Origin of the sequence: Lutibacter sp. Hel_I_33_5 (genome assembly GCF_007827455.1) — a bacterium.
Lineage (GTDB): Bacteria > Bacteroidota > Bacteroidia > Flavobacteriales > Flavobacteriaceae > Polaribacter.
On record NZ_VISM01000001.1, the window covers coordinates 1,632,311 to 1,655,107 of the forward strand.

Genomic DNA, 22,797 nt, shown 5'->3' on the forward strand with positions numbered 1-22,797 from the left:
TTGTATTTTGTGAGTGCAAATATATTTAAATTCTTTAGAGAATTTATACTCCCCACTTTAAATAATATTTAATTGCTGACGAAAGATGATAAAAAAGTAATTTTATTTTTTTGGAAGAACCTCTTCTATGTTGATGGATTATTTCAACATTTGGAAAATATAATTTCTTTTTTCCAATGGCATCAATTTTTTTACAAATATCCACATCTTCCATATAAAGAAAATAACGTTCATCAAATCCATTCAACTTTATAAAATCTTCCGTTTTAAATAACATATAACATCCTTGGATAAAATCTGGATGAAAAGGTTTATCTAAATTTCTGTCTTGATATGTATTGTGAAATATTTGTTTATTTGATATTTTTACTCTTCTATTAATTAAATCAAAAAATGTAGGGAATTTTCTACATGCAAATTGTAATGTCCCATCAAAATTTAAAACTTTAGGGGAAATCATACTTAAACTTTTATCCTTTTCTAATTCACTTATTAGTACAAAAATTATTTTTGAATTAAACACTACATCCGGATTAAGAACCAGATGAAACTCTGACTTTCCATTGATTTTATCAATTATTAAATTATGAGCTTTTCCAAAACCTAGATTTTTTCCAACAAAAATATATTCAACTTCTTTAGATTTAAAATATGTTTTAAATTTATTAACTGAAGAATTATCTATTAAGTAGAGTTTTTTACTAAAAGAAATTTGTAGAAAAGAATTAATAGTTTTTTTTAATGTTTCTAAATCCTCATTATATATAACGATAGAAGCAGTGATGGTAAAATTAGAATCCATTTAATAAGCTTTTTCATCTCCGTTAAAAACACTTAATACAGTTCTAATAATAATTTTTAAATCTAAGAAAAAAGACCAGTTTTCTATATAAAATATGTCTAACCTAACTCTATTTTTTATATCAGATTTTTTAGTTATTTCACCTCTATAACCACTAATTTGTGCCAATCCTGTTATTCCTGGCTTTACAATATGTCTTTTTAAATAATCATCTACATCTTTTTGATATTCAATAGATAAACTTTCTAAATGTGGCCTAGGCCCAACAACACTCATATCTCCTAATAGAACATTAATAAATTGTGGTAATTCATCTATGCTTGTTTTTCTTAGAAAGGAACCAATTTTTGTAACTCGTACATCATTTTTTATTGCGTGAATTTTATCAGCTTTATCATTTATCTTCATGGATCTAAATTTATAACACACAAATTCATTACCATTAATCCCTTCTCTTTTTTGTTTAAATACCAAAGGTCCATTAGATTCAAATTTAATTAATACCCCTAAAACTGGTATTAACCAAGATAGAACAAAAACACAAATTAGAATAGAAAAAACAATGTCAAAAATTCTTTTAATATAATAGTTTTCTGCAAATTCGAAAGGTAACTTTTTGATATTCAGAACCATTAACGTATCATCATAAAACTCAACGTTTTGATTTTTACTGTAAAGTTCATTTGAATTTGGAATTAATTTTAATTTTATTCCATTTTCTGTTGCAAATTTTTTAACTGTGTTGATTTGTAATTTGTTAAAACTTGATAAAGAGCAATATATTTCGTCAACAACATTAGTTTTAATAAAATTAAAACTTTCATCAAAAGTTCCTAAATGCTTTGATTTATTATTTTTTTTATCTGAAAAATACCCTAAAAATTTATACCCCAAGTTTGCTTTACTTTCAAAAATTTTAATTACTTTTTTAGATGAATCATCATACCCATATACAACAGTAGTCCTAAAATTATTACCTAGTGATCTAAATTTATTTAATAAAAAATACCAACAAAACTTAACAATTGTAATACTTGATATTATATAAGTGAGTATAATAAATTGATTATTTATTACTGTCCCTTCTCTAATAAGTCCAAAATAAGCAAAATAACCAAATATAAATACTAAAAACTGCCTAGTAAGAAGTGTGAAAATTCTTAGGGCATTTGTAAATCTATAAACCTTATAAAATCCAGTAATAAAACTTATAACAAGCCAATAAACTGATATATAACTTAAAAAATAAAAATTTAAATAATCTTTATCATAAATAAAATATATGATAAAGTTTATTATAATTAAATCAACTATTATCTTTAGAGGTCTTAATAAATGTGAATATCTTTTCTTCAAACTTATTTTTTTATAAATTTCTCAACGCAATTCTTAAAATTAATCAAGAATTTTGATTCTTTAAATTTCTCAGCATGTCTTTTTATATAATTTTTATCAAAATTACTTTCAACTGATTCAAAAAAATCAATTTCTGCTATTAGTGATTCTTTAGACTGGGTATCAAAGAAAATTCCTGTCGATTTTTTAATTTCTTTTCTGTTTTCTATTACAGTTTCTAAAGCACCACCTTTTCTATATGCTATTACAGGTACTCCAAATGACATTACTTCTAAAGGAATCATTCCAAAATCTTCTTCACCTGGAAATAATAAAGCTCTAGATTTAATTATATATCCTTCTATTTCATGCCATTCTAATTTACCAACAAACTTAATGTTTTTATTTGCAGTTTTTTCAAGTTTCTTCTTTTCAGATCCATTCCCAATAACTATCAATTTTTTACCATTACTATTAAAAGTTTCTACTAAAAGGTCTATTCTTTTATATGGAGTAATAGCTCCAAAGCTTAAATAGTATTCTTTTTTTCCAACCAAAGACAACTCTTTTTCAAATAACTTATCTTCAATTGGTGGGTAAATAACTTTAGCTTTTCTTTGGTAAAATTTTTCTACTCTATTCGCAATATTTATTGAATTTGCGATATATAAATCTACATTGTTAATTGTTGTTTTGTCCCATGTTTTAAGCTTATTAAAAAAATATTTTGCTAATGGTCTTAATATAGGATTAATAGTTCTTAAATATTCATCAGTATATCCCCAACAATACCTCATCGGGCTATGAATATAACAAATATGCTTTGCTGTATTGTTAATCTTAATCCCTTTAGCAGGGCCTGATTCTGAAGAAATAATTAAATCATACTCTTTTTTTAATTTTAAAGAATTTATTGCTTTTGGATATAAAGGAAATATTTTTTGATAATGTTTTCTATAAAAAGAGGTGTCAAATGAAGATGAATAGATTGTATGATTTTTTAAAAAACTTCCATATTGTTTTTTATCATAAAACAATGTATAAACATCTGCATCTGGAAACAATTTTAAAATAGATTCAACTACTTTTTCTCCACCTCTTCGAGTAATAAACCAATAATGTATTATAGCTACTTTCACTATTTAAATATTATTTTTTTATTAAAATTAATAACAAAAATTAATAAAAAACAAACCAAAATAATATATATGCCTAAGCCTCTAAGATAATTAAATGTTAACATAAAAAAGTTAACGAAGAGTAAGAATATAAAAAGAGGTAAAAACTCATTTTTATTTATTAATATTTGATTGTACGAGTATCTTTGAAACATTCCGTAAAGAAACATAATTATAACACCATACCAACCAAAGTCTAAAAATAATCCTCCAAAAAAAGTTATAAAAGTATAGCCTCTAGGGTGTAATAATTGAATTTTTTCTAAATCTGTGTTAGTAATTCCATACTTATTAGTGAATCTATTTAAAGTGAAAAAAGTATACTTTCCTAATGTAAGTTTATGTGGTTTATTTTTATAGAATTTCACTAAATTATCAAATTCAAAAACACCATGTACATAATATTGAGATATTTGAAAACCAGAAACTAAGCTTTTTTTTATTGGTTGATTTTCTATTGAATGAATTTTTTTAAAAACACCTGGATTAGGTTTTAAAAATTCATTCAAATAGGAATTAGTTGTTAAAGTAGAATAATTATAATCTGTTTTGTCTGCCTCTCTACTCATAATAATTGAAGTAGCAATAGTAAAAAGTATTACAGTAATTGACAAACTAAAAATAATATGTTTTTTTTTGAATCTAATTTTTTTAAAAAATAAAAGTATTACAAACAATAAAATAATAGGTATAAAAAACATATTTCTACTCCCTCTGATAAACCCTTCAATAAAAGGGAATAAAAACAACATTGATGTAAGAATTATTAACTTATTATCTTTAATTTTTTCTTTTAATATAAGAATTAGCGGGATGAAATAAAATTGTTTAAAAACAGAAGCAATTATAAAAATGATCATAGGTTTTGTTTTTGTCAACAACTCCCTATTTAACCAAACACCATTTGAAAAACTAATTTTTCTATAACAAAATAAATCAATATATCTTATAATAAAACTAATTATAGAAATACAGATTATAATACAAATAAATGATTTACTAAATTTGGTAGAATTTCCTTCTTTGTTGTTCAAAAACTTAAGGGGAACAAAATAGCCTAAAATTAAGGAGCAATATGAGATAAAAATAAATCCAAAAGCTTCATTTGAAAATGGATATACAACTTTTGCTGGAAAAATTAAAAATATTAAAAACCACAAAAATACACCTCCAAAAACACTTATTAGAAAAGGAAAATGAATAGGCTTTTTCATCTATTATTTTATTAAATATAAAATGAAAATTGATAACACATAAATAGACGATATAGCATATAACGATTTTTTAAAATAAATGTTATTTTTTCTTAATGTAATAATTTGTGTAATGTTAGTAATAAAAAATATTGTGTAAATAATAAAAGTTAAACTTAATAAAGTTATATTATTTTTAAGTAAATAAAGAACCAAAAAGGAGAATAAAAAAACGCCCAAGAAATACCAGTTATTCATTTTAGCCAAACCTTCTCTATCTACAATATTAGAATTTAGTGCAGAACCTATCCACATTGTCATTTTACAAAAAATAACAAAAAATATAATTTTATTCTCTTCATAGGTTTCTGAAAAATATTCTGAAACATAGGGCATAATATATGGTAAAATAAAATATATAATAATAGATAAAGTAAATATAAATACATAAAAATAAGAGAAATAAGTGTCTAATTTTTGTGGTTTTAGTGTATAGATATCTTTAAAGTATCTAACAGATATAATTTGATGAATCATTACTACAATTACTGCTAATCTAAAATAAAAACCATAAATTCCAGTTGCTTCATAACCAAAAAAATGTTTTGTCAATATTCTTCCACAAACAGCAAGAAAAAATAAAAAAGATGAAGATACAAGTATATGAAAACTAAACTTTAATATTTTAATATAATGATTAAAAATATTATTTTTTTCGGTCTTAATAATCTTAATTAATCCAAATATCGCAAATGTAATCGCATAAAGTAAAACTCCAAAACTAATATTATTTATTGAAGGAGAAATTAATTTACTATAATGTCCAATTACAAATACAAATAATAAAAAATAGAGTCCTGCATCTAAAAATACAGCTTTAAAAATATTCTCATGACTTTTTAATTTTGTGGAAAAATATTGTTGATTTGCAATAATATAAGATACGTTTATAGCCATAAAAAACTCTAAACTATATAGGTTAAATCCAAAAAATAAAATCTGATTGAAAATTAAAAATATTAATAACCAAATTGGATGAAGATTAAAACCATTTTTAATAGCATAATTTTTTTTTCTTAAAATAAAATATGGATAAGCTCCAGTAACTCCTAAATTAATTATTGCATTTATTAACATTCCTACACCTGCTAACGCATACTCTAATGCTCCAAAATCTCTTTCCGATAAAATATCGGCTAATAGAATTGGCACTAAAAAAACGATTCCTTTAGCGGTAAAAAAAGAGAATAAAAATGTAATGTTTTTTTTCAAAAGATTATTCAATTATTTTGATTTTTTATCATGATAAATTGATAATATTGAAATTAAAAAAACAAAAAACACAACTCCATGTTGTCTAGTAAATACACTTTCAATAAATAAAAATAAAAACATTACTAACAATAAATGGGTTAATAATTTATTTTTCTTTATAAATGCAGTGTAGAATAAAAACATTAAAAAAAATAAAAAAAATACTCCGCCAATAATTCCAAATTTTACAAATTCTTCTAGAAATTGATTATGAGTATTATATTTATAAACCATCCCTTTTTTAAAATCAATTTCTTCATATTTTTCATTTAATTTAATTTGATAATCACCAGATCCAACTCCAACTAATATATTTTCTTTTACTATTTTAATAGCACAATACCATTTTATTAAACGTAATTCTAAAGAATTAGATGTCTTATCATCATAATCAAATGTGAAAACTTGATGGTTATAAATATTTTTTTCAATATTCCATTCAATTTTTGCTAATCTATAAAACTTGTTTATAAAACTTGTTTTTGTAATCATTAAATATGATGACAAGATTAAGATTGAAATTAAAATTATTTTTGAATTTCTTTTACTTCTTAAAATTTGTACCGTAAAAAAACCAATGCATACTAATAAAGCATAAAAAGTTGTAACTCTTGCACCAAGAAGTGTTATAAATATTAATAAAAAAGAAAGCTGAAAGTAACCTGAAATTTTGTGAATACTTCCATTTTTTATTTGTTGTAAAACAAAAAACAAACAGAATATATAAAATAAAGAAAAATAAGATTGATGAATATTAGTAATAAATAATAAAGAATGGGTTGATATTGTAGATACTGGTCCACCAACAAAAAAGAGTTTGTGTATAATTAAAAAAACAGCAAAACTTAATACCCAATATTTAAAATATATAAAAATTTTATTAATTTTTTCTTTAGATATTTTTTCTGAAAAAATAATAAGAGGCAAAACTAAAAAAGATAATCTAACTTCAATTTCATGAACTGCTGTCACTTTATTTTCGGAATACAGATACCCAACTAGATAAAAAAGAAAATAAATAAAAAATAGGAAAGGAATTTTTGAGTTAATCCTTTTTATCTTTAAAAGTAAGTTTATGTCAAAAAGATAAAAAACAGTAAGTAAAATTATACTTAATGCGTTAATTTTATAACCAATTACTGCCGTAAATATTACTAAAAAAAGAAGTAGAGAATATATGTTTTCTCTATTTTTAAAGATTTTTATATTCATTATTTAATTATTAAACCAACTTTTACACCTGTGTTTTTCACAAAACGAATTGGTAATGTTCTATTAAAATTTTCAACTTCTAAATTTTGAATTATGACAGGTTTTTTCAAATCTCCTTCATCAAAATTAGCTGTAAAAAAACCTTTAGAATCTATATTATTTATATAGATATTATTAATAATAGAGTTGTAGCATTTATTAATCCACACTGCCGAAAATAATTTTTCCTCAATTAAATCTGCATCTTGCATTGGCAACATATAATTAGAACTACCAACTCCAAATTTATCTATAACAATATTTCCAATAAAATGATTTTCTCCTGTAATATATACTCCATGTCTATCAGTAGATTTTATATAAACTTTATCTATTAAAACATTTTTAGGTTGGTTACCCATTCCATCAATTGTTAAAGCAGCATGATTATTACTATATCTTTTATCTCCAGATCCAAAATCATATATCTCCAAATACTTAATTGAAATATATTTACTACCATAATAAATATGACAACCTCTTGCTCTCATTTTAAGTGCACTTTTTACTATATCTGATTTAATAATAATTGTATCTATTTTGACATTATTAGCCCCAGATATTCCTAATTGATCAAATGAAATTATAGTCCCTTTAATTTCAATATTTTTGGGTTGCTTTTTAGTTTTTGGGTTTATGGTAATATGTATAATATCGAATTCAGCACTATCTGAATTTATTTTAATATTTTCTCTAGAATCTAATATAAGTGGTAAATTATAGTGTCCTTTAGGAAAAAAAAGCTCTACTCCTTCATTTTCTGCTATATCTAAAACGTCTGTGATTTTAGGATTATTAGTTAATGGATGCCTGTATAAGTTAGCACTATCTGGAAAAATACCATATCGTCTTACATCTCCAATTTTATATTTTTTATGTAATGAAAGTTGGTTTTCAGTATATGTTTTTTTTGTCAATAAAGTTGGTTCAATTTTTTTTGACTTTTTTTTAAGTTGTTCTTTACTATTGCAAGAAAAAAAAACAATCGAAAAAATAATTAAAAATATATGGTTTTTCATTACATCTTATTTTTACTGTAGATTTCCTCGATTAAACCTTCTGTTGTTATTCTTTTAAAATTTTGTTTAGCATTATCAATATTGATTTTTAAATATCTTAAAGCTTGATTTACATACATTCCTGGTTCTTTTAAATCTTTAGAAATAACTGAATTACCACCAATATTTATAGAATCTGCAACAGTAACTCCAGGATTAAATAAACACCTTGAACCAATGTAAACATTATTCCCTAAAACTATTTCACCATCAATTCTAATTCTTTCTATGCCTTTGTCTGCATGTATATAACCATGAGTCCAAAATTGTGATGATGATCCAGCAACTTGACAGTGTTCCCCAAAAATTATACTATTCGTTAAATCAAAAAAATTAGAATTTGTAATTCCAGTCCCTTTCCCTAATTTTAATAATTGTTCTCCATATGTAATTGGAAAGTATCCTGAAGTGAATTTATTATTTTTATTAATGATACTTTTTTCATCTAAAAAAATTTTAAAAGGGCCTTTAAATAAATTTAGCAAACCTATGATAGAGTTTTTTTTTAAATGAATAGATTTAGTTTTAATAAAATTAAAATGCCCTATTCTAGAATCTTTATCTAAAATAATTTCATCAACATAAATAAAAGAAAAACCAATATTAGCACCCAAACTCACTTTATGTCCAATAAGTTTTAGAAATAAAACAGCTATTTTACTTGGTAATAAGCATATTAAAAGTGTAGATATTTTTTTCATTTTTTTATAATATTTTTACATACTTCTTATTATCACCTTCTTTTTTTAATATTAATTTTCCAGTTAAAACTTTATATATTATTGAAAAAATGATAAAGGTTGTAATGATATAAAGACCTTGAGCCCCATTAATAAAATTAAAAACTGGCATAAAAAAATTAATTATTAAAAAATAAAAAAGTAATGGTATAAATTGAAACCTACCTTCTAAGCATTTATTATAAATTGTTTTTTGAATAGCACCGAAAAAAAACATAAAAATAAACGTAAACCAACCAAAATCAATAAACACTGGCCCAAAAAAACTTGTATATACTCCTGTTCTTGGAGGTGAATTCTCAACTTTTTTTAAATCGATATTTGTTCTAAAAATTATATTGATAAACTTAACAAAAACATTAAAAGTATATGCCCCAAAATAATGTTGCTTATTATAATTTCTGTATAAATATCCAAATTCGTAAACACCATGTAAATAATATTGAGCAAAATTAATTACTCCCAATTTTACCGCTTGTGATGTTTTATTTTTTGTTTTTATTATATTATTTTTAGTTGAATTTCTGGGTGTTATCGTAAAATTATAACCTGAGTGTTTCAAAATATGATTAATAGCTATTTTATCTGTTTTTGCAAAATCTCTTGTTCTTTCTAAAAATAGTTTGGTAGAAGCCATTCCTAAATATGCTAATACAAAAATTACTATAATAACTTTTATTGGATTAAGTTTCAATTTTTTATAATAAAAAAGGTAAAGCCCTAGTAAAATTATAATAACAAAAATACCTGAACGAGATCCCATCATTAAAAAATCAATAGTAGGAGAAAAAAAAAGCAAAATACTAGTAAAAAACCATAACAAGTTTTTTTTGGGTAACTTATAATAAAGAAATAAAGGTAGAAAACTAAAAGGTGTTGTCAAAGCAGAAATTATACTGATAATAGAAGGCCCTGAATTTTCTAATATTATTCTGTTATAAGATATAGTATATAAAAACGAAGCGCCCCTTATATAAAACTTATCAATTATTTTTAATAAAAAACCAAATAAAGCTATAACAACAATAACATAAAAAAAACTCTTTAAAACTTTAGAGTTAATTGAATCAGTATAGTTGTTTAAGTTTTCTTTTTTTGTAGTTGTTATTATTTTTAATCCAATTAAAAAAGATAAATAATTTAAAATTAAAAATAATGATGGAAAAATTCCTAAAGGTTGCTTTATATTAAAAGGAACTAAAAAAAACAATATTAACCAAAATAACAATCCATATAATGTAGCTTTAACCAAATTATTATTTTTAATAAAAGCTATATTATTCATTTTTATATTGGATTATTATTTCTTGAATCTAATATTATTTTAAAAGCAATTAATAAATCTTCTATATTACTCTCATTTATACAATTAGGATCTGAAAAAGGGTCTGAAACAATTCCTTTAAAGCTCGTTTTATTTAATTCATTAATAAAATTCACTTTTTTATTCATATCAATTATAGGGAAAGTTTCATTCAAAATAGTTTTTATTACTTTAGGAATTTCAGATATTGAAGAAATATATTTACAATTCTGACAATAATCGTTTATGGATTCAACAAGAGTAATAATTGGAACATTACTTAATATACACTCTATTGCAACCGTTCCAGTAACTGTAACAACTAAGTCTACTTTTGATAAAACATCTTCCATTTTACTTAAATGATGTAAATGAATGACATTATTTTCACTTTCTACAAAATCTAATAATTCTTGGGTTAATTCTAAATTAGATTTTGGGTTGGGTTTTATAAATAGTTCACAATTCTCTGGTAAACTTTTATATATTTCTTTTATTAAATTCGTTTGATCTATAAAATCTTTTCCATACACATCAATACTAGATTCTGGCTGCATTTGTAAAGGGTACAAAACCTTAAACTTTTTATCTTTTTCATTAATTTTAGTAACTGATTTAGAATTCCAGTTAGTGATTTTAGTTTTTCTTTTTTTCTCTTTTAAAAATTTTACAATTGGATTAGGAGTATTATATCTTTCTCCTCTTACATAAGATTTAACTTTTAAATACTTATCATATACAATTCCTATTTTGTTAACCTTTAACGGGTTCATGTAATTTGGAATTATACTTCTTTGAATAATTGAGTTAACAATTTTTTCTGCTTCTTTATCTTCTAATATTTCGTTACTGCCTAAATAAGGGATTAATGTATCATTTAAGTAAAAAGAAAATCTTCCAACTGGATAACGACATGATGAAGGATTTAAAAATAAAATTTGCTTTTCTTGACAGTATTTTATTGTTAATAATTCATGGAAAACTGTAGCCTCGCCAAAAATAAAATTTGGTTTAATCTCATTTAAAATTTGTTCAATTTTTTTATCATAAAAATAAAAATAAGATTTTTCTTTTTTATTGAAATGATTTTGTTGTCTATCTATTTTTATAATCTCTTCAATTAAAGGATCATTTTTTTCAACTGAGCCTTTTTCAGGGAATGGTAATACATGATTTTCAAATTCATTAGATTTTGGAGAAAACTCTTTGTTTTGAATTAACCAATGAATTTTATAACCCAGCTTTTTTAATTCAAGTGCTATAGGTTCATATAAAAAAGTTTTATATCTATTTTCAATAAAAACTATTGTCATATTTAATTTTTAATCATTTTTAAATTAAAAGCTTCTCCTTTCTCTAAGTCTCTTATCGCTTTTTTTCCTATAATTTGATGTAGATATTTTGGATGTAATCCTGCATTTGGTCTTTTTGATTTAACATTTATTGTTGTTATAGTATCTCCTACTTTTATATCTTCACAAACAAATAATGATCTAGAAAATATCCTACTAGACATCTTCTTATCTGTCATTTCATAATCTACTTTTCCAATTAACCTTTCGGTTAATCGTACCGCATCAACCATTTGCGTAAATTCTTTTTCATCTAATGAAAAATGAGCATCTGGACCACCAATATTTTTGTTTAAGATAAAATGTTTTTCTATAACTTTTGCTCCTAATGCAACTGCAACCATAGGAGCTTCAACACCCATGGTATGGTCAGATAAACCAGATTTTACCTTAAACTTTTCTATGATATCTGGTATAGTGATTAAATTTGCATCTTTTGGATCTGCTGGATATGCAGATGTACATTTCAAAATAGTTATATCATTATTCCCAACCTTTTTACAAGTATTTATAGCTAATTCAATATCTTCAATAGTAGCAATTCCTGTTGAAATAATTATTGGCTTTTGTTTTGAAGCTACATACTCAATAAGAGGTATATCTGTAATTTCAAAAGAAGCAATTTTATAAATTGGAGTTTCTAACTCTTCTAAAAAATCTACCGCTGTAAAATCAAATGGAGATGAAAAACAAACTAAACCTTCTTCTTTAGCTATATCAAATAATTCTTTATGCCACTCCCATGGTAAAGAAGCTTCTTTATATAAATCATAAAAATACTGTCCATCCCATGCAGTTCCTTGATTTATTTTAAATATATCAGACTTGACATCTAATGTTATAGTATCTGCTGTATAAGTTTGTAGTTTAATCGCATCGGCACCAGCACGCTTTGCAGCCCTAATTGTCTCTTTTGCAATTTCGATATCACCACCATGATTCGCAGATAATTCTGCTATTATAAAGACACTATTTTGATTCATATCTATACAAATTAGCTAATTCTTCATTAATTTTTACTTCTTTGTTAAAAATAAAACCTGCTCTTTCAAATGATTTACTGGATGCAATATTTGACTTTTTTATATAAGCAAATATTGGATTAGAATTTTCTTTCAAAAACATATTACAAGCAATTTTCAAAAATTTTGAGGAAACTTTACTTCCTCTAAAATTAGCGTCAATATTAATTCCTATTACAGCATTATCTTCACTACCAATGTCGAATCTGATCAATCCTGCATCTTCTTTATTAATCTGACAAATATAATAATTAGATTTCTCATCAAGTAGTTTATTTTGAAACCATATTTTATGCTTCTCTAAAGTAATTTTTTTTGATTGAAAAGAGTTTTCACGTGCTTGGCTTTCATTCGCTAAATTGTACAAATAAATAACATCATTCTTCTCAATTTTTCTTAAACTTAAATACCTATTTGTCTTTGAATGTATAATGACATCTATATAATTATTTTCAAATAAACAATGTTCTTTTAAAATCGCTTCTTTTTTATAATCACATTGTTCTAATGAATCATATAAACGGGGTCTAAGATCAAAAGCATAAGTAAATATTTTATGAAAATTAAGAATATTAAAAGCGACTTCCTCTATACGATTTAAGAAAGTTTTCCAATGAAATTGAAACGCTGTTTTTTCTAATGATGTATTCATTATAAATGAAATTTCCGCATTCCTATCAACCCAATTTAGATGTACTAAACCACCATATCCAATACAGGTTTCTCCTTTTAAATAAGAAAAAAGTAATTGATTTGGTTTTTCTTCACTAAATAGCGGTTTAATTGTTTTTAAAAAGTAATTCTCTTGGTCAACTTGTGTTAATTTCTTGTCTTGCCTTAAATGATAAACTTGTTCATTCCTCCAATTCATAATATCTAATCTATCTTCATATCTTATTGGAACAATAGAATAATCTTCAATAAAAAAAGAACTTTTAGATAAACATAAATATTCGATTGGAAAAGTCATAATTAATTTAATCGTTTAAAACCTCCATGACACACTGGACTTTCCAACAAATCATCAATCCTTAAATTTTCATTCTCACACTTTTCAATAGTTAGAAATACTGTGTGTAATTCTTCTAAATATAAATCAATTATTGGTATTGTATGAGCTGTACAACTATATAATACAGTTGATGCTAAATATCCTTTTTTTAATAACTCTTGGGTTATAAAAGTTTTATATTTCAATGCATCTTCGGAGGCAAAAGAAAATCCTGTAAGTGCCGGGATACCAAAAGTATTAATCTTTAAATTTGTATTATCAGCTATTTCTTTCCATTTTTTTGTAATATAACCTCCTAGTTCAGTTATATATTCCCATGGTTTTTCTCTTTCAAAAACTTCTAACGTTTTTAAAGCAGCCGAGGGACCAATCCTTTCAGTCCAAAAAGTTGAACTGATAAAAGTATTTTGTGCAGCTTCCATCACTGCTCTTTTACCTACTACTGCTGTTAATGCATATCCATTAGCTATCGTTTTACCGAATACTGTCATATCTGGTTCTACACCATATTTTTTAAAAATGGGTCCATATGTCTCTCTAAAGCCAGAAGTACATTCATCAAAGATTAAAACGATATTGTTATCATCAGCTAACTTTCTAACTTTCTGTAAATACCCTTCTTTTGGTGATTGATTTCTTTGAACTTCCATCTTAATAACACCGATATCATGGTTTTTTACTAAGTTTTCTAACTCTTCATAATCGTTGTATAAAAAAGGTAATGTGCTTCCTTTTAAATGATTTGGAACTCCTACTGGGTTTAGCCCTGGAAGTAAGTGCTGATCCAGTCCTTCATCATTCCCCAAATTAGTAGATAAATACCAATCATGCCATCCATGATACCCACATATAGCAACCTTATCTTTTCCACTTGCTGCTCTAGCTATTCTTATAGCAATAGCATTCGCTTCTCCACCAGACCTAGCAAACCTAACCATATCTGCCCACGGATTTATTTCAATTAACTTTTCTGCAAGGTATACTTCTTCAGGGCAATTGAATGTAGACATGTTACCAGTTTTAACAACATTAGAAACAACTTCATCAATTTCTTTATTCCCATAACCTAAAATATTTGTTCCAATACCCATAATTGAAACATCAGTATACTTATTTCCGTCTAAATCCCACACATAACATTCTTGAGCTTTAGAATAATAAGATGGCCATTTTTCTGGCAAAAACATTTCTGGTCTTTTAGACAACAACATGGTTCCGCCTGGAATAATTTTCTTTGCTTTTTTATATAAATTTTGACCTTTGTTCATTAAACCATTATTTTAATTTAAATAAACCTGAAAATGTCCAATTGTAATCATTATTTTCAATTGAAGAGTCTATTAAAGAAATTTTATCTTGGAACAAATAATTTTTTAATTTTCTATTATCCCATAACCTAAAATCTTGAAGATTAAATTCATTCAATTTTTGAATATAAAAATCTAAATTTCTTTTATATACTTTAAATTTTTTATTATGAAAATCTTCATTTTCTATCATCTTTCTTGTTAAAAAATCATATATAAAAATATATCCTCCTTTTTTTAATTTTTGTTTTGTATTATTAAGTAATATATTAAATTCCTCATTAGATAACATATAAGTAAAAAATCCAAATATAATCACATCATATTTTCTCAATGATTCAAATTGATCACCCAGGTCTACATGTTTACCATCAATATTTTCAATACTCTTTTTTAAATTCTTAAGATTTAATATAGACTTTTTTGAACCATCATAGCCATCAATTTGTTTAGCATAATTGCTTAGAAAACGTATATTATTACCTCGCCCAACACCAAATTCAGCGATTGAGGAATTTATTAAATAATTTCTTGGCATAATATCCACAAAATAACTGGTAAAACAATTGTGATTTAAGCTACAATTTCTTTCATACCACTTATCTGCATCTTTCTTAATATATTCTTTTCCTTGTTTAGTCATTTTTTAATGATTTTTGGTAGCCTTCATTTCTTAAAATATTTTTATTCAAAATTGATATTTGTGAATTTTTTAGATAAGATTCTGCATAGTCTCTCCAGCCTCTATCAGCACCTAAAGATTCAATTAACAATTTTATTACTTCAAAATCTGAAGTTTCATCAACTGTCATCCTAATATCTTTATACTTTAATTCTTTTGATTGATAATTAAATGCTCTAAAAATTTCTTTATTGAAAAAAGAAGAATTATTTCTAATATAAGGCGTTACATGCTCTCTTTCAGAAATTAATTTAGCATTTTTCCAAGCTTTTTCTAAAGCAAAAAAAGTTAATACTTCAATATCCTGACCGTCAGGAAACGTATTCAAAAGAACATTAGAACAATAATCTACTTTTTTATCTATAGCAGATTGAATAACAGAATCAATTAATTTAGGGTCAAGTAAGGGACAATCAGAAGTTACACGAACTATATAGTCTGGTTTATCATCTTTTACAGCAAAATAAAATCGATCTAAAACATCATTTTCAGAACCTCTAGAAAAAGGAAAACCTAATCGTTTTGCTTCTTTTTCGATTAAATCGTCTTCACTATTAATTGTTGTTGCAACAATAATCTTTGTTGCTAATAAACTTTTTTTTATTCTTTCTAAATGAATTTCTAACAAAGATTTACCTTTTATGACTTTTAACACTTTATTTGGCAATCTTGTAGAACCTGTTCTTGCTTGTGTAACAATAAAAATCTTCATAGCTTCCAGTTTGACGGATTTAGTAATTCAGTTTCATTAAAATTAATATTGTCTATCGTTTCAATCTGTTTTTTTGAAATTGATTTGTTAATTGAATATAAATTTTGCTGTAATTGCTGAACTGTATCTACACCAATTAAAACGTTATTGATATTCTTTTGTTGATAAACATAATTTAATGCTAAATCATTCATCTCATATCCCTTACAACAAAGGTTTTTAAGTTTTATAATTGAAGATTTTAGTCGTATTAAATTCCCATGAAATTCATCAGTTTTTTTAAAAAATAAACCTTGTAAAAAAACAGATCTAGTATGTATTTCAATTTCCTTTTTTTTTGCTTTAGAGATTATCTCACCTCTCTTTGATTTATTATCTAATAAGTTAAATGGTAATTGAATTACTTCAACTTCATTAAATTTAAGCACTTCTTCTAATTCATTGTTAGAATAAATAGACACTCCTATTTTTCTGATTATTTTTTCTTTTTTTAAAACCAATAATTCTTTTCTATATTTTGCAAAATAAGTTTTAAAATCAGAAAAAGAGTGAAACATATAACAATAAAGACTATCGATTTGTAATATTTCTAAGTTTTTTAAAACTCTTTCTCTAATATTAGAAGGTAAAAATTTAACGGAAGCACTAAATTTAGTAATTATTTGAAATGCATTCTTAGATTTTCGATGATATTCTCCAATTACTTTTTGCGAATCACCATAGGCTTCTGCGGTGTCTAATATTTTGATTTTATTCTCAAATGCAGTATCTAATATTTCTTTTACCCTTTTGCTTGACGGTTTGCCTCCTTGGTTATTGATTCCATAATTTAAACCAAATTGGACTGTACCTAGTATTAATTTATTTTCAATCAAAAGATAAAAATTTAATTAACAAATTCTAAAACTTTTTCAATAACAAAATTTTGCTCAGTAACTGTTAATGTAGGAAACATAGGTAAACTAATACATTTCGAATAATAATTTTCAGCATTTTCCAAGCTTGCATCTCCATAACCAATACTTTGATAATAAGGTAGTTTATGAACTGGTATGTAATGTATTTGAGCAAAAATACTATGAGCTCTTAAAAAATCATATAAACCTTTTCTCTCTTCTACTTCAATAACAAATAAATGATGCGCATTAAAACTACGCTCTGGTAAACTTTGATACTTTATTCTATTTTTAAATTCTTTTTTATATTTATTTGCGATCTCATTTCTTCTATGAACTCCATCATCATTCTTTGCTAGTTGTGTTATTCCGAGTGCTGATTGAAAATCAGTTAATCTATAATTAAAACCTAATTCTTGCATTTCATAAAACCATCCTCCATGATTTTCACTCATATTCTCTCTAGAAATACCATGAGTTCTTAAAAGAGATAATTTATTATATATATCCTTTGAATTTGTAGTAATCATTCCACCTTCACCACAAGCAATATGCTTTACAGGGTGAAATGAAAAAATTCCAACATCTGCATATTTACCATTTCCACATTGCTGTTTTCTATCTTTTGAATCAACGAAATAACCCCCTGGAGCATGGCACGCATCTTCAATTATCCATAAATCATGTTTTTTTGCAAGTTCTCTGAAATTTTCTAAATTTACAGGCAATCCTGCAAAATCTACAGGAATAATTCCTTTAAAAAAGCCTTTAGGTTTACTCTCAATTAATTTTTTTACACTATTAATAGAAAGTAAATATGTGTTAGGATCTACATCTGCAAACCAAACTTCTCCTCCAGCATAACGAACACAGTTAGCAGATGCCGCAAAAGTTATTGGTGTAGTTATAACTCGCTCTCCTTTTTTTAAACCGAGAGCTAAAACAGACAAATGTAATCCTGCTGTTGCATTATTAACTGCAACTGCATATTCTGTTCCTATATAAGATGCAAATTTTTCTTCAAACTCTTTAACTTTTGGGCCTTGAGTTAAAAAATCTGCTTGTAAAGTCTCTAATACTGTATCAATATCTTTTTGATCAATGTGCTGTCTTCCATAGGGTATTTTCATTAGATAGTAAATTTAGAATCTACATGTTTCTTTACTAATTCTCTTAAATTCTCAATGGATTCCCAATCAGAATTTGTTCCAGAATCATACGAAAATCCTTCTGTAACATCTTTAGCATTAAAAGCTTCTTTATAATCTTCTTTAGTATAAGTTGTATATGGTGATTTTTGTGGTAAAATAGCATAATACCTTCCCAAATCTACAGTATTATAAGAATCAGAAGAAGTAATCATTTCTTCATGAAGTTTTTCTCCTGGTCTAATTCCAATTACTTTTTGTTCTAATTCTGGAGCAATAGCTGTAGCTACATCTATAACTTTATAGGAAGGTATTTTTGGAACAAAAACTTCACCTCCCCAAGCTTTTTCGATAGCATAAAAAACCATTTCACATCCATCTTCTAAAGATATGTTGAAACGTGTCATATCAGGGTCTGTAATTGGTAAAAAAGGATCTCCTTTTTTTCTTTTATTAAGGAAAAAAGGCATTACTGATCCATTAGAACCCATAACATTACCGTATCTAACTACAGAAAATTTAATATCTCTTTTGCCTTTAATATTATTAGCTGCAATAAATAGCTTATCGGAAGCTAATTTAGTAGCTCCGTATAGATTTATTGGCGCGGCTGCTTTATCTGTTGATAATGCAACAACATTATTAACACCACATTTTAATGCCGCAGTAATTACATTTTCAGCTCCATTAATATTTGTCTTTACACACTCCATTGGATTATATTCAGCTAAATGAACATGTTTCATTGCTGCAGCATGAATTACAATATCTATATCTTCAAAAGCAATTTCTAACCTTTTAGGATCTCTAACATCACCAATAAAATAGCGTATTTGAGGATATTCTGATTCTGAAAACTCTTGTGCCATTTGAAAATGCTTTTGTTCATCTCGTGATAAAATCACCAACTTTTTAATTGTTGGATGATTTTTTAAAATTAATCGAGTGAACATTTTTCCAAATGAACCAGTACCTCCAGTAATTAAAACTGATTTATTGTTTAAGTTTAGCATCTTCTATTTTTATATATTCATCAAAATTTAATAATTTTTTATCTTTATTTGATATAATTATTTCTTCTTCTTTTAATATCCAATTAATATTTAGTTGTTTATCATTGTATCTAATACCACTCTCAAAATCTTTGTTATAATAACAGTCACATTTATAAGAAAAAATTGTATTATCTTCTAGAACTAAATAGCCATGAGCAAATCCCTTTGGTATAAAAAGTTGCTTTTTATTTTCTTCAGATAAAATACATGAAAATGTTTTTGCAAAGGTTTTAGAGTTTTTTCTTAAATCCACCACTACATCTAAAACTTTACCTTTAATTACTCTTACTAATTTTGCTTGAGCATATTTCCCTGTTTGAAAATGTAATCCTCTAAGAACCCCTTTATTAGAAAATGCTTCATTATCTTGAACAAATTTAACATTTATTCCTAACAACTCTTCAAAATTCAATTTATTAAAACTCTCATAAAAATATCCTCTTGTATCAAAAAATAATTTCGGTTCAATTACAAAACAACTATTTAAATATGTTTCTTTTACTTTCATTTTAATCTACATATTCAATAGTTGATTACCATATCCGCTCTTTAAAAGTTTTTTAGCTATTTTTTGCAATTCCAATTTTGAAATAAACCCTGACCTATAAGCAGCTTCTTCGACTGAACCAACTTTTAATCCCTGTCTTTCTTCAATAACTTCAACAAACTGACTTGCTTGCATTAAAGATTTAAATGTACCAGTGTCTAACCAAGCAGTTCCTCTATCTAATATTCTAACAGATAATCTTTCTTGTTCTAAGTATACTTTATTTATATCTGTAATTTCTAATTCACCTCTATTACTTGGTAAGATATTTTTAGCTATATCAATTACAGAATTATCATAAAAATAAATTCCAGGCACGGCATAATTCGATTTCGGTATTATTGGTTTTTCTTCTATTGACATTGCTTTTCCTTTTTCATCAAATTCAATCACTCCATATCTTTCAGGATCATTAACATGATAGGCGTATACAATTCCGCCTTCTGGATCGTTATTTGCTTTTAACAAATCTGACAAACCAGTACCATAAAAAATATTGTCTCCCAAAATTAAGGCAACTTTGTCTTTTCCGATAAAAGCTTCTCCAATAATAAAAGCTTCAGCTAATCCTTTAGGGTTTTCTTGAACTATATACTCAAATTTACAACCAATTTGATCCCCATTTCCTAATAACCTTTTAAATAATGGTAAATCTTCTGAGGTAGAAATAATTAAAATTTCATTAATCCCAGCCGATATTAAAGTAGAAATAGGGTAATAAATCATAGGCTTATTATAAACAGGCATTAATTGTTTACTCACTGCCAATGTTATTGGATATAACCTAGTCCCAGTACCTCCAGCTAAAACAATTCCTTTCATGGTTTTTTATATTTTTTTAAATACCATTGAATCGTTTTTAAAATTCCAGTTTCAAAATTTTCTACGGCATTCCATCCTAATTCATTTTCAATTTTAGCAGCATCAATTGCGTATCTAAAATCATGTCCAGGTCGGTCAGAAACAAAGTTAATTTGATTTTTATAAGAAACTTTTTGAGGATAAACTTTATCTAATATTTCACAAATAGTATTTGCTATATATAAATTATTTCGTTCATTTTTACCACCAATATTATAAGTATTACCAGATTTTCCTTTTCTATAAACCAATTCTATACCTTTACAATGATCTAAAACATACAACCAATCTCTAATATTTTTTCCATCTCCGTAAATTGGAATACACTCGCCTTTAATAGCTTTTTTTATTATAGTTGGGATTAATTTTTCATTATGCTGTTTTGGCCCATAATTATTTGAACAATTAGTGGTAACAACATTCATTCCATAGGTGTGATAATAACTTCTTACTAAAAAATCTGAAGAAGCTTTTGAGGCACTATATGGACTATTAGGTGCATATGATGTTTTTTCTGTGAATAAACCTTGTTTACCCAATGAACCATAAACTTCATCTGTAGAAATATGATGAAATCTACAATTTTTATATTCTGTTTTATATTGATTAGGAGCATCCATCCAATAATTTTTTGCGACGTCTATTAGGTTAAAAGTTCCAAATACATTTGTTTTAATAAATAAATCTGGACTTTTAATTGAATTATCAACATGTGATTCTGCTGCAAAATGAATTACTCCATTAAAATCATATTTTTTAAATAAGTCTGTAACCAATTCTCTATTACAAATATCTCCTTTAACAAAATTGTATCTTTCATTATTTAAAACTTCAATAAGATTAGTAAGATCTCCAGCATAGGTTAGTAGATCTAAATTAACAATTTGAACTCCTTTATTTTCTTCTAGAAAATAAGGAATAAAATTTGAACCAATAAATCCTGCTCCTCCTGTTATAAGAATAGTTTTCATTCCTATTTTTTATATTCATTTAAATACTTATTCAATTTTTTTAGAAGTAAAAAAACAAACATTAATATAAATGCAACAAAACCGTACTTTAAAATTGCGTTACTAAAAATACCGCCTGATATTTTTCCTACAGATTGAAAATTAGAGACTACATTTATTATTTTAGAGTTGTTTGCAAACTCTTCATTATTTTCTGTTAAAAAATCTACAAATCTTTTACTAACATTAAACAATTCTATTTCTCTAATCTTTCCATCTCTACTTGCAGTTGATAAAGAATTTCCTTGAGAAATAATTTTAGCATCATCTATTAATGCTTTTTGATATGCTTCACTTAAATTATTTACTCTAGCTAAATTACTTAAGAATATTGAGTCGATTCGTTTATAATTTTTTTCTGAGGCATTTTTTAAAAGTTTTAAAAATTCATTTTCTGAAACATCATTAATTATTACATCAGTTAATTTTGTGAAAATTTGACTATTCGTAGATTTAACAATGACTTCAAATAACTTGTAATCAAATTTTGTAAAAGATTTTGTAAAATCTAAAAAAGTGTATTTTTTAATAGAAAATGTATCTATCTGTTGTACTATTTCATCATAAGCTTCAATTACATCTTTAGAATTAATAATTGGTTTTACAGAAAATCCTTTTAAAGAAGCAACTTTATTAAAAGGTAAATTAAATTTATTACTTAAAGTAATAGAATCTTTATGAAGTATCAATTGGTTATAATATTCTATATTGCTATATAATTGTTTTACACTATTAAAGTTTGGCTGAACTATTAATTTAGATTCAAATTTTTCTACATCGTCTTTACTTATAATAAAACCAACTATAGCTCCTAAAGTAATTGCTATTACAAATTTTATTATGTGTTCTTTAAAAAATAAAAGTATTTGAATGAAAAAATGAAATATCCCTTTAAAAATGCTTCCAATAAAATTGAAAAATTTTGAAAACCCTTTTCCAATAATAATAAATAAAGAACCTAATTCTACTTCTTCTTCGGTTTTGTTTGGTTGTGTTGACATAGTTATTTTGGTTGTATC

22 protein-coding genes are annotated in these 22,797 nt (G+C 25.2%); all 22 read right to left on the reverse strand.

The window, feature by feature from the left end; all coding sequences use genetic code 11:
- Positions 1-43: 43 nt before the first annotated feature.
- Positions 44-802 (reverse strand): glycosyltransferase, encoded by a 759-nt coding sequence (locus OD91_RS07170; protein WP_144895706.1) that lies wholly within the window; start codon positions 800-802, stop codon positions 44-46.
- Positions 803-2,158, reverse strand: coding sequence for an exopolysaccharide biosynthesis polyprenyl glycosylphosphotransferase (locus OD91_RS07175; protein ID WP_144895707.1), 1,356 nt, complete (start codon positions 2,156-2,158; stop codon positions 803-805). It lies immediately after the preceding gene.
- Positions 2,159-2,160: 2 nt separating this feature from the next.
- Positions 2,161-3,276: a glycosyltransferase gene (locus tag OD91_RS07180; RefSeq protein ID WP_144895708.1), complete on the reverse strand. Its 1,116-nt coding sequence runs from the start codon at positions 3,274-3,276 to the stop codon at positions 2,161-2,163.
- Positions 3,276-3,929, reverse strand: coding sequence for a hypothetical protein (locus OD91_RS13585; RefSeq protein ID WP_222428672.1), 654 nt, complete (start codon positions 3,927-3,929; stop codon positions 3,276-3,278). Before OD91_RS13585 ends, OD91_RS07180 begins: the two co-directional genes overlap by 1 nt.
- A gap of 603 nt (positions 3,930-4,532) precedes the next feature.
- A complete protein-coding gene (locus OD91_RS07190; RefSeq protein ID WP_186434418.1) occupies positions 4,533-5,780 on the reverse strand; it encodes a hypothetical protein in 1,248 nt (415 codons plus the stop codon).
- A gap of 12 nt (positions 5,781-5,792) precedes the next feature.
- On the reverse strand, positions 5,793-6,794 hold the full coding sequence (locus tag OD91_RS07195) for an O-antigen ligase family protein (RefSeq protein WP_186434419.1): 1,002 nt from the start codon (positions 6,792-6,794) through the stop codon (positions 5,793-5,795).
- Between the two features lie 239 nt (positions 6,795-7,033).
- Positions 7,034-7,990, reverse strand: coding sequence for a hypothetical protein (locus tag OD91_RS07200; RefSeq protein WP_144895712.1), 957 nt, complete (start codon positions 7,988-7,990; stop codon positions 7,034-7,036).
- Between the two features lie 101 nt (positions 7,991-8,091).
- Positions 8,092-8,832 carry a hypothetical protein gene (locus tag OD91_RS07205; protein ID WP_144895713.1) on the reverse strand — a complete coding sequence of 247 codons (741 nt, stop codon included), beginning with the start codon at positions 8,830-8,832 and terminating at the stop codon, positions 8,092-8,094.
- Between the two features lie 4 nt (positions 8,833-8,836).
- Positions 8,837-10,156: an O-antigen polymerase gene (locus OD91_RS07210; RefSeq protein WP_144895714.1), complete on the reverse strand. Its 1,320-nt coding sequence runs from the start codon at positions 10,154-10,156 to the stop codon at positions 8,837-8,839.
- A gap of 2 nt (positions 10,157-10,158) precedes the next feature.
- A complete protein-coding gene (locus tag OD91_RS07215; protein WP_144895715.1) occupies positions 10,159-11,487 on the reverse strand; it encodes a hypothetical protein in 1,329 nt (442 codons plus the stop codon).
- 2 nt (positions 11,488-11,489) lie between these two features.
- The gene (gene pseI / locus OD91_RS07220; protein ID WP_144895716.1) at positions 11,490-12,509 is read right to left on the reverse strand and encodes a pseudaminic acid synthase; all 1,020 of its coding nucleotides are present in this window, start codon (positions 12,507-12,509) and stop codon (positions 11,490-11,492) included.
- Positions 12,496-13,518, reverse strand: a complete 1,023-nt coding sequence (locus tag OD91_RS07225; protein WP_144895717.1) for a GNAT family N-acetyltransferase — start codon at positions 13,516-13,518, stop codon at positions 12,496-12,498. The genes pseI and OD91_RS07225 overlap by 14 nt, the downstream gene beginning before the upstream one ends.
- Positions 13,519-13,520: 2 nt before the next feature.
- Positions 13,521-14,828 (reverse strand): aminotransferase class III-fold pyridoxal phosphate-dependent enzyme, encoded by a 1,308-nt coding sequence (locus OD91_RS07230; protein WP_144895718.1) that lies wholly within the window; start codon positions 14,826-14,828, stop codon positions 13,521-13,523.
- A 7-nt stretch (positions 14,829-14,835) separates the two neighbouring features.
- The gene (locus tag OD91_RS07235) at positions 14,836-15,510 is read right to left on the reverse strand and encodes a class I SAM-dependent methyltransferase (protein WP_144895719.1); all 675 of its coding nucleotides are present in this window, start codon (positions 15,508-15,510) and stop codon (positions 14,836-14,838) included.
- The gene (locus OD91_RS07240; protein ID WP_144895720.1) at positions 15,503-16,261 is read right to left on the reverse strand and encodes a cytidylyltransferase domain-containing protein; all 759 of its coding nucleotides are present in this window, start codon (positions 16,259-16,261) and stop codon (positions 15,503-15,505) included. The genes OD91_RS07235 and OD91_RS07240 overlap by 8 nt, the downstream gene beginning before the upstream one ends.
- Complete coding sequence (locus tag OD91_RS07245; RefSeq protein WP_144895721.1) at positions 16,258-17,136, reverse strand: aldo/keto reductase; 879 nt, start codon at positions 17,134-17,136, stop codon at positions 16,258-16,260. Before OD91_RS07245 ends, OD91_RS07240 begins: the two co-directional genes overlap by 4 nt.
- Before the next feature lie 11 nt (positions 17,137-17,147).
- Positions 17,148-18,287, reverse strand: a complete 1,140-nt coding sequence (gene pseC / locus OD91_RS07250; RefSeq protein ID WP_144895722.1) for a UDP-4-amino-4,6-dideoxy-N-acetyl-beta-L-altrosamine transaminase — start codon at positions 18,285-18,287, stop codon at positions 17,148-17,150.
- A complete protein-coding gene (pseB, locus tag OD91_RS07255) occupies positions 18,287-19,318 on the reverse strand; it encodes a UDP-N-acetylglucosamine 4,6-dehydratase (inverting) (RefSeq protein WP_144895723.1) in 1,032 nt (343 codons plus the stop codon). The genes pseC and pseB overlap by 1 nt, the downstream gene beginning before the upstream one ends.
- The gene (gene rfbC, locus OD91_RS07260) at positions 19,299-19,868 is read right to left on the reverse strand and encodes a dTDP-4-dehydrorhamnose 3,5-epimerase (RefSeq protein WP_144895724.1); all 570 of its coding nucleotides are present in this window, start codon (positions 19,866-19,868) and stop codon (positions 19,299-19,301) included. Before rfbC ends, pseB begins: the two co-directional genes overlap by 20 nt.
- A 6-nt stretch (positions 19,869-19,874) precedes the next feature.
- A complete protein-coding gene (gene rfbA, locus OD91_RS07265; protein ID WP_144895725.1) occupies positions 19,875-20,729 on the reverse strand; it encodes a glucose-1-phosphate thymidylyltransferase RfbA in 855 nt (284 codons plus the stop codon).
- Positions 20,726-21,739, reverse strand: coding sequence for a dTDP-glucose 4,6-dehydratase (rfbB, locus tag OD91_RS07270; protein ID WP_144895726.1), 1,014 nt, complete (start codon positions 21,737-21,739; stop codon positions 20,726-20,728). Before rfbB ends, rfbA begins: the two co-directional genes overlap by 4 nt.
- Positions 21,740-21,741: 2 nt before the next feature.
- Positions 21,742-22,779 (reverse strand): hypothetical protein, encoded by a 1,038-nt coding sequence (locus OD91_RS07275; RefSeq protein WP_144895727.1) that lies wholly within the window; start codon positions 22,777-22,779, stop codon positions 21,742-21,744.
- Positions 22,780-22,797: the final 18 nt, after the last annotated feature.

Bases quoted from the DNA above. Each gene is read 5' to 3' on its own strand.
- OD91_RS07240 (WP_144895720.1), bottom strand. From the start codon at position 16,261: ATGAAGATTTTTATTGTTACACAAGCAAGAACAGGTTCTACAAGATTG.
- pseC (WP_144895722.1), bottom strand. From the start codon at position 18,287: ATGAAAATACCCTATGGAAGACAGCACATTGATCAAAAAGATATTGAT.
- OD91_RS07205 (WP_144895713.1), bottom strand. From the start codon at position 8,832: ATGAAAAAAATATCTACACTTTTAATATGCTTATTACCAAGTAAAATA.
- rfbC (WP_144895724.1), bottom strand. From the start codon at position 19,868: ATGAAAGTAAAAGAAACATATTTAAATAGTTGTTTTGTAATTGAACCG.
- OD91_RS07225 (WP_144895717.1), bottom strand. From the start codon at position 13,518: ATGACTTTTCCAATCGAATATTTATGTTTATCTAAAAGTTCTTTTTTT.
- pseI (WP_144895716.1), bottom strand. From the start codon at position 12,509: ATGAATCAAAATAGTGTCTTTATAATAGCAGAATTATCTGCGAATCAT.
- OD91_RS07230 (WP_144895718.1), bottom strand. From the start codon at position 14,828: ATGAACAAAGGTCAAAATTTATATAAAAAAGCAAAGAAAATTATTCCA.
- rfbA (WP_144895725.1), bottom strand. From the start codon at position 20,729: ATGAAAGGAATTGTTTTAGCTGGAGGTACTGGGACTAGGTTATATCCA.
- pseB (WP_144895723.1), bottom strand. From the start codon at position 19,318: ATGCTAAACTTAAACAATAAATCAGTTTTAATTACTGGAGGTACTGGT.
- OD91_RS07275 (WP_144895727.1), bottom strand. From the start codon at position 22,779: ATGTCAACACAACCAAACAAAACCGAAGAAGAAGTAGAATTAGGTTCT.
- OD91_RS07210 (WP_144895714.1), bottom strand. From the start codon at position 10,156: ATGAATAATATAGCTTTTATTAAAAATAATAATTTGGTTAAAGCTACA.
- rfbB (WP_144895726.1), bottom strand. From the start codon at position 21,739: ATGAAAACTATTCTTATAACAGGAGGAGCAGGATTTATTGGTTCAAAT.
- OD91_RS07170 (WP_144895706.1), bottom strand. From the start codon at position 802: ATGGATTCTAATTTTACCATCACTGCTTCTATCGTTATATATAATGAG.
- OD91_RS07215 (WP_144895715.1), bottom strand. From the start codon at position 11,487: ATGACAATAGTTTTTATTGAAAATAGATATAAAACTTTTTTATATGAA.
- OD91_RS07235 (WP_144895719.1), bottom strand. From the start codon at position 15,510: ATGACTAAACAAGGAAAAGAATATATTAAGAAAGATGCAGATAAGTGG.